We start from the raw sequence: 7,755 nt of genomic DNA, 5'->3' as shown, positions 1-7,755 counted from the left end.
CGACCGGGACCGTACCATGCGCCCCGGCATGTTGTTCCTGATCTGGGCATTGGCCTCCGCCTCGGCGACGACACCGGTGATTGGTTTGCTGCTCCATGGTATCGGACTGTGGAATTTCATCCTGATCGTATTGCTCGCCACAGGTATCGGGCTGATACCGGCGATGCTGCTATCGCATATGGGCCGTCAGGCCCCCATCATCTCCATGGTGATGGCGCGGCGCACTTTCGGTATCGGGGGTGCCACCCTGCTGGCTATTTTATATACCATCGTCGGTGCCGGGTGGTTCGGCCTGAATACGGATGTCGGCGGGAATATCCTCGACACCTTGTTTCCGGGCTTTGGCATGCTCTGGTATATCGTTTTGGGTGCGCTGCAAATTACCCTGGTCTTTTTTGGTATGGAAATGCTGGAAAGGTTTTATAAGTATACGGCCCTGCTTTTTCTGCTCTGCTATGCCGTACTGGCCTATTATCTGTTTGCCCAACATGCTTTTGTCCTTCCGGTAGCGACTCAACGTGTGGATTGGGGCAAAGATATCGATTTGGTGCTGAGTTTTAGTCTGCTGGCCTGGGCCTATGACTTTCCCACGGTCACCCGCTTTTGTGTTCCATGGACTGCACAGGAAAAACCCTCAGACCGGGCGCTTTACTTGCTTTCCCCTGCCGTGGGCGTGATGTCTGCGGTACTTTTTATGGGCATTTTAGGCCTGGTGGCGCTGCAAATGACCGGGGACTGGAATATCGCATTGCTCGGCAAAAACCTTCCATTCTGGGGAGAAGTCTCCGCCATCGGGGTGATTCTCGCCATCGCCCATACCAACGCTATGAACTTGTATCCAGCGGTGACCAAGCTGCTTGCCGTCATCAATGTCGCCGGTAAACCACATCGGTTTATGCAGCCTGCCATTGTCATTCTGCTCGGCGTTTTCGCCACTCTGCTGGCAATTGCGGGGATTCTGAACCTTATCGAGGGATTTCTTTCGATGCTGGGATCTTTGCTTTTTCCCTTCAGTTTCATTCTGGTGATCGACTGGTTTCACGGTAAGCACTATAACGATGCCATTTCCCTATTTTATCAAAGAGCCCATACCTGGACGGATTATTTTTTGTGGCCAGCACCCTGGGCGCTCGGCGCGTTGATCTTCGGGATTATACTGGCACAGTTGGGCGTTTTGATTACCCCGGCACTCATCCATATATTGCCCTGGCAAGTATGCTCCGCCCTGATGACCGCGGTGATTTATTACAGTGGCCTCCGCGTTATGGAACAACGTGTGCAACGGAGAAAAGTGGCATGAACCGTCCCCTGATAGCTGCAGAGATTTCTGAGGCGACTCTCGCCCAATTGCGCAAGGCGGCGGAAGAGATGCTGAAACGCGCCTACGCGCCTTACTCCCATTTTCCGGTGGGTGCGGCGCTGCTGACTGGGTCCGGGCGTATTTTTCAGGGCTGTAATATTGAAAACGCGGCGTACCCTTCCGGACTTTGTGCCGAAGCGGTGGCGATCGGCCAGATGATCGCCACCCTCGGCCCAATGCCTATTCGGGCGGCCTATATTGCCTGCAAGGGACATTCCCCGGCCTGGCCTTGCGGCAGTTGTCGTCAGCGGCTCAACGAGTTTGCGTCGCCTACGATGTGGGTCTATACGGCGACACTGGCGGGTAATCCGCAGCGTATGGCCTTCAGCGATCTGTTGCCCAACGGTTTCGGCGCAGTGGATTTACAGGGGATTGGCCAGTGAGTCTCTCCATCGCTCAACGCATCGGTCTGCTTGATCTGACCCGACTAGAGGCCGTAACGGGTGACGAGGCGGCCATCGAAACGCTCTGTGCCAAGGCGCTGACGCCATTGGGTCCGGTGGCCGCCGTCTGCGTCCATCCGGCTTATGTGGTTCTGGCTCAGGGGTTGTTGCAAGGCAGTTCCGTCGCCATTGCAACCGTGGTGAACTTCCCAGGCGGTGACCAAAGTATCCGGGAAACCCAAAAGGAAGTGGAAAGTGTTCTGGCCGATGGTGCGGAAGAAATAGATGTGGTGGTTCCTTACAAAGCCTGGCTGGCGGGAAACCACCGTGCAATTTCCACGCTCCTGGAGGCGATGCAACGCTGGATCAATGGCCGGGCACGCATTAAAGCCATTCTGGAAACGGGCGCTATTCCTTTATCCACGCAGCGGATCCAACTGGCGCAGGAAGCGGCAGCTACCGGAGTAACCTTTTTGAAGACCTCAACGGGCAAGGCCGCAGTCGGAGCCACCCTGGAGGCGGTGGAAGACCTTATGCAGGTGGTGCATGAATACCGCGAAAGCGAGCGAGCCCCAGGTATTAAGGTGGCAGGCGGTGTCCGTAGCTCCGCCCAATTGAATCAGTATTTACGGACCATCGAAACGCATATGGGTAGCGCCTTTCTGGCGCCGGACAAGGTACGCATAGGTGCCAGCGCGTTACTGGATAATCTTTTACAGGAAGAGGATGGAAAATGACTGGTATAGTCAGTGATTCAACATCTGTTCAGTACCACATCGGCGTATCCCGCGCGATGCTGCGTGGTGCCCGATATGTTTTATTGCCAGGCGACCCTGACCGGGTAGAGCCGATTGTCAGTTGCCTGGACCGCGCTACTGAACTGGCCCGGCATCGCGAATATCGTTCGGCCCTGGGCTATGTGGACGATACGCCCGTTCTGGTGATGTCTACCGGGATTGGTTCTCCTTCTACAGGCATCGCTGTTGAGGAACTGGCACGCCTCGGGGTTACTCATTTTCTGCGTCTGGGGACCACCGGTGCCATTCAGCCTCACATCGCTTTGGGTGATTTGATTATCAGTGAAGGCGCGGTGCGGCTGGAGGGTACGTCGGGACACTATGCGCCGGTGGAATATCCGGCGGTGGCCTCCCTGTCTCTGACTCAGAAACTGGTCGAAGCGGCTTTATACCATAACTTTTCGTATCAGACCGGGATTTGCTGTTCCTCCGACAGTTTCTGGCCGGGGCAGGAACGCTATGACTCTTTCTCAGGTTACGTTCAGCGGCGCTTCCAGGGCAGTCTTGATGAATGGCAGCATCTGGGCGTGTTGAATTTCGAGATGGAGACCTCGGCCCTATTTACCATCGCTCGTACCTTCGGGTTGCATGCAGCTTCACTCTGCGGGGTCATCGCCCTGCGGACCCAGAGCGAGTCGGTACAGGAGGGGGTTTATGCCCAGGTCAAAGAGCGTTTGGCGCTGGTTGCGCGTGAAACCGTGAAGCGTCACGCAGCATCGGGTGTCTGATGAATATTCCCGCAGATATTTTTCGGGAGTATGACATTCGCGGGGTGGTAGACCGTGATCTGACGCCGGAGCTGGTCGAAAGTCTCGGGCGCGCCATCGGCAGTGAACTCATCGCCCGCGGCGGGCGGGTTATCGCCGTGGGGCGCGACGGACGTCTGTCTGGTCTGGCCTTTCATCATGCGCTGGCGATGGGTCTGCGCTCGGTCGGTTGCGATGTTCTGGATGTTGGCATGGTACCAACACCGGTGCTTTCTTTTGCCGTGCAGCACCTGCATGCCGATGGCGGAGTCATGGTGACCGGAAGTCACAATCCGCCAGATTACAATGGATTCAAGACGGTGTTGATGGGACAGACCCTGTATGGCGAGCATGTCCAGAATATTTATCGTCGCCTGCGTGATCAGGATTTGGCATCCGGAAAGCTGCATGGGCAGCTTTCGCAGTACGGGGTATTAGATGCCTACGTGCAGCGTATTGTGTCGGACGTGCGTTTAGCGCAACCGCTGCATATCGGCATGGATTGTGGTAATGGCGTTACCGGGATTGTCGCTCCCGAATTATTCCGTCAACTAGGGTGCGTCGTGCATGGATTGTACGTGGAAGTGGACGGACGCTTCCCCAACCATCCTGCAGACCCCACGGATGAAAAAAACCTGCAGGACTTAATCGCCCTGATTCAGCGGAAAAAACTGGATCTCGGGCTGGCTTTTGATGGTGATGGTGACCGTCTGGTGGCGGTCAGTGCCAATGGTGAAGTGATTCTGGCAGATCGTTTATTAATGCTTTTTGCCAGGGATATTCTGCCTGACTATCCCGGTGCGTCAGTGGTCTATGACGTGAAATCTACTTCCTTACTGCCGGATATCATTCGTGCTGCCGGGGGGGAGCCTGTCATGTGGAAAACAGGTTATTCCCTGATCAAGACAAAGATGGAAGAACTGGAGGCTCCTGTCGGTGCCGAACTCGCCGGGCATTTCTTTTTTCGGGACCGCTGGCCGGGCTTTGACGACGGGATGTACGCGGCTGCGCGACTGCTGGAAATCCTTGCCAAAGCGGTGAAAGAAGGGCTCACGGCCAGCAACACTCTGGAAACCCTGCCCAAGCTGCCCAGCACGCCAGAACAACGGATGGAGATGGCCGAAGGTGAAGCGCAAAAGGTGATGTCTGTGCTGATGCGCGAAGCGGGAACGCTATTCCCAGAGGCGCGGATTATCACCCTGGATGGCTTACGCCTGGAGTTTGCGGACGGCTGGGCACTGATCCGGGCATCCAATACGCAGCCGGTTTTGGTGACACGGGTCGAGGCCGCGAGTGTGGCGTCGTTAGAGCGTATAGCGCTGTGTGTGAGGGAAGCCATCATTGGTGTTGTTGGTGCAATGCCGAACGCCCTAAAACGGCGCGCTGAATAAAAGGGGCGCTGCCTGGGTTATGGCAGCAAGGGCATAGACTGGCGCATGGATCCTCATTGTGCCAAGCCGCTTCGCGGGCAGCGGAAATATAAGAACGGATAATCTGACACGGGTTGCAAGACTGGGAGAAAATTTTCTAATGAAGCAAAAAAGGAATTTAAAGCTCATGAAATTCTGGCGACATATTGTTTATGCCATATCAACAGCTTGTTTCCTGTTTTTTTCTGTGGGTGGTGCGCAAGCTGGTCTACGGATCTCCGATAGGAATAGTAATGCCTATATAGGGTTACTCATTCCTGTTGGGCCAGCCCACTATGCGGTCATAATGAAAAAATTTAAAAAGATAAAATCAGTACGGATAGGTCAATTTGAATATCAAATTGGAAATATTTATAAGATCCCCGTAGTTATTTGTATTCAGCCGTTTGGTGGAGAATATACGCGCGCACTTACTGCCCAAGTTATGGTGGATCACTTTAAGATAAAAGCCCTACTATACCCTGGAACATCAGGCGCCCATATTCCACCTGGAAAGATGCATGTAGGAGATATTGTTATAGGAACAAAACAGGTAAACTTTGCCAACTTTTATATGTCACCAACAGGTAAAATAACACCTGACGAATTCTCTGGAAAGTCAAGTCTCCGAGGTTATCAATATTTTTACCTAAACAAGAAGTTGGAAAAATACACAGCTTGTGCGGCGCGGTATGTATCTGATAGAGAAGAATTGCCATCCTGGATCAATGGTAAATACAAAATACAAAAACCAGCAATATACTATTATGGAATACAAGGAACGTCTACCATGTGGCTTGCTGATAAATCATTTATCAAGAAAACCGACGACGTTTTCCATGAGGTCGATGAAGACGGTGATTGGTTTTCCGCTACGGTCGCAAAACTAGCTAAAATTCCTTTTATCGAAGTCAGTACTATATCGGACAGTGTGTTTGAGTTCAGTGGAAACGGTGTCCCTCCTCGGGGCGAACATCGCAAGACTGCGTCGCAAATCACACAGGATATCAGTGATAAAATAATACTTAGAGTGATTAAAACATACGGTTATAATCTTTTAAACAAAAAATATAGTTACCCGTTACGAAATCCATATCCAGTTTCCTTTTATAAAACGCCAACGGATCCGCGTGGATTGATCGACGCTTGCCAAGCGAGGCAGCGCACCACCTCCTGATGACAAACGTGCGCTCCAGGGCTGTATGATCTCCTTTTACCCCAACAAGCCCCGCGAGCCAGTCTTCATGCCAGTTGTTCAGCGGATTACTCCATGACTCAATAGTTCTACATCTATTTTTATCTGTTTTCTCATAAAGATGTCTTCCGAGTTTCCAAGATGCACCACAATGATCATTATTATAAACAGTGCGCACTGTTTTGGTGCGATGCAATGGGTGGTAACCATGAGAGACATTTGGTGTTAACAATAAAAACATGTGGTTACGTTTGTTGTGTAAATGGCACGAGTTTTGCCTAAATATTATCGCATCATCACCGAGCAAAGGAGATGCGGGGCGGTTGCCAGTTGATCAAGATAATTGTCGCCCTGCAACGCGGTTAGCTCTGGTACTGAGTTTGCGTACCCTTTACTACCATGGAGGATTATACTATGCAGCATCTGCATCGTCACATATTGCTTTTGGCCTTGGGTAGCGCCGGAATAAGTGTCATGACGCCCATGGCCTATGCTCAAAGTACAACTAAAACCCCGGTTCAGGTGGGGCAAGTTTCGAAAAAGGCAAAGGTATCAGTCAAAAAGAAAGTGCCACTGAAGGCCACCTATTCAGAACATGTGATCACCGCCAAAGTGGTGCGGCGTGCATCACCGATGCAGAATGCCCAAACCATCCTGGCTCGCAAGCCCTCCATCAACGCTTTCAGTACAGGACCCAACGGGATGCGTAGTACTATCACCTTCCGCGCCTTTACAAGCGGTCAGTTCTCTGAAACTTTTGATGGCGTTTCCCTAAATGGCCTTTTCAACGGTGGTTCACAGCAGGCGTCTCAGCGTAACGCCGTACCTTTAACTCTCAATGATATCTCCGGAATCAACATTTACAACGGCATCAATAACCCTTCGGTCAACTCGTACAACTCACTGGGTGGCACCATTAACTATCAGCCACGGCAGCCGAGCAAGACCATGGGTGGGTCGGTAGGTATGGGCTACGGCAGCTTCGGCACTTTTCAATGGAACGCCCTGTTCAATACTGGCTCCATAGACGGCTTCCGCTCTCTGTTCGCCTACAATCGGCAGACCAGCAATGGTTGGTTGCAGAATTCCGGCAACCAGAATACCAACTACTATTACGCTGGCATCCTGCCCTATGACCATGGCTTGTCAAAAATGTCGGCATATGTAATTGTCAATCATAATGTAGGGTATACCCCACACAGCGTTCCACAGGCGCTGATTCAGCAATACGGGTACAACTACAACTGGCCGTTGAATTATTCAACATCATCGAATAAGGATACTGAACTTACCGCCATCCTGGGTGACAAGAGCACCATAAATCGTCATGTTATTATTGGTGGAAAGGTATATGTGCGGAATAAGATTTACCAACGCACCGCCTATACAAATCCGGCGTTTGATCAAAGCGCCACCCAGCCTTACTATCTTCCGAATCAGAGCACCGGCTATCCATTTTGGCTTTCCTATCCGGTGCCACCCACCTATGATCCCAGTGCCATTTTTGGATCGACGCATTATGGCACAGATTATAATCTATACGAGGGGATCAGCACAGCCGTGGGGTTTCAACCCAAGGCGCAATTCATTCTGCCGCACAATCTCGTGACCCTCGGCGGCAATGTTAGTTACGGCCTGTTGCACAGCGCGGAATACTGGTATGGTTCTGCTCCTGTACCACAAGTACCACAGTACAATAATGCTTGGGATGAACATGATGAGCGCCTGCTTGCTTCGGTATATGTCCAGGACAATATCAGCCTGTTGCACGGTAAGGTACATATTACCCCAGGCATCAAGTATCTGTATGCTTATACCATAAGCTCGGACGATATCGGTTTTTATTATCCGATTGGCGGAAGCGT

At 51.9% G+C, this 7,755-nt stretch carries 7 protein-coding genes; all 7 read left to right on the top strand.

Annotated elements, in window-relative coordinates; translation table 11 throughout:
- Window positions 1–1,300 (top strand): purine-cytosine permease family protein (locus M7F93_RS10440; RefSeq protein ID WP_298173043.1); only part of this gene is annotated, 1,300 nt, incomplete at its 5' end.
- Window positions 1,297–1,743, top strand: coding sequence for a cytidine deaminase (cdd, locus tag M7F93_RS10435; protein ID WP_298173040.1), 447 nt, complete (start codon window positions 1,297–1,299; stop codon window positions 1,741–1,743). The genes M7F93_RS10440 and cdd, both read left to right, overlap by 4 nt.
- Window positions 1,740–2,480, top strand: a complete 741-nt coding sequence (deoC, locus tag M7F93_RS10430) for a deoxyribose-phosphate aldolase (RefSeq protein WP_298173037.1) — start codon at window positions 1,740–1,742, stop codon at window positions 2,478–2,480. Before cdd ends, deoC begins: the two co-directional genes overlap by 4 nt.
- Window positions 2,477–3,268: a uridine phosphorylase gene (udp, locus tag M7F93_RS10425; RefSeq protein WP_298173034.1), complete on the top strand. Its 792-nt coding sequence runs from the start codon at window positions 2,477–2,479 to the stop codon at window positions 3,266–3,268. The genes deoC and udp overlap by 4 nt, the downstream gene beginning before the upstream one ends.
- Window positions 3,268–4,677: a phosphomannomutase/phosphoglucomutase gene (locus M7F93_RS10420; protein WP_298173031.1), complete on the top strand. Its 1,410-nt coding sequence runs from the start codon at window positions 3,268–3,270 to the stop codon at window positions 4,675–4,677. The genes udp and M7F93_RS10420 overlap by 1 nt, the downstream gene beginning before the upstream one ends.
- Before the next feature lie 166 nt (window positions 4,678–4,843).
- A complete protein-coding gene (locus tag M7F93_RS10415) occupies window positions 4,844–5,872 on the top strand; it encodes a phosphorylase family protein (protein WP_298173028.1) in 1,029 nt (342 codons plus the stop codon).
- Between the two features lie 432 nt (window positions 5,873–6,304).
- Window positions 6,305–7,755, top strand: a 1,451-nt coding sequence (locus M7F93_RS10410) for a TonB-dependent receptor plug domain-containing protein (RefSeq protein ID WP_298173025.1), incomplete at its 3' end; no start/stop codon positions are given.

The organism is Acidithiobacillus sp. (assembly GCF_027322205.1).
Lineage (GTDB): Bacteria > Pseudomonadota > Gammaproteobacteria > Acidithiobacillales > Acidithiobacillaceae > Acidithiobacillus.
The sequence above is the reverse complement of the archived record's forward strand: the minus strand, read 5'-3'. Positions and strand labels throughout refer to the sequence as shown.

Bases quoted from the DNA above. Each gene is read 5' to 3' on its own strand.
- cdd (WP_298173040.1), top strand. From the start codon at position 1,297: ATGAACCGTCCCCTGATAGCTGCAGAGATTTCTGAGGCGACTCTCGCC.
- udp (WP_298173034.1), top strand. From the start codon at position 2,477: ATGACTGGTATAGTCAGTGATTCAACATCTGTTCAGTACCACATCGGC.
- M7F93_RS10420 (WP_298173031.1), top strand. From the start codon at position 3,268: ATGAATATTCCCGCAGATATTTTTCGGGAGTATGACATTCGCGGGGTG.
- M7F93_RS10415 (WP_298173028.1), top strand. From the start codon at position 4,844: ATGAAATTCTGGCGACATATTGTTTATGCCATATCAACAGCTTGTTTC.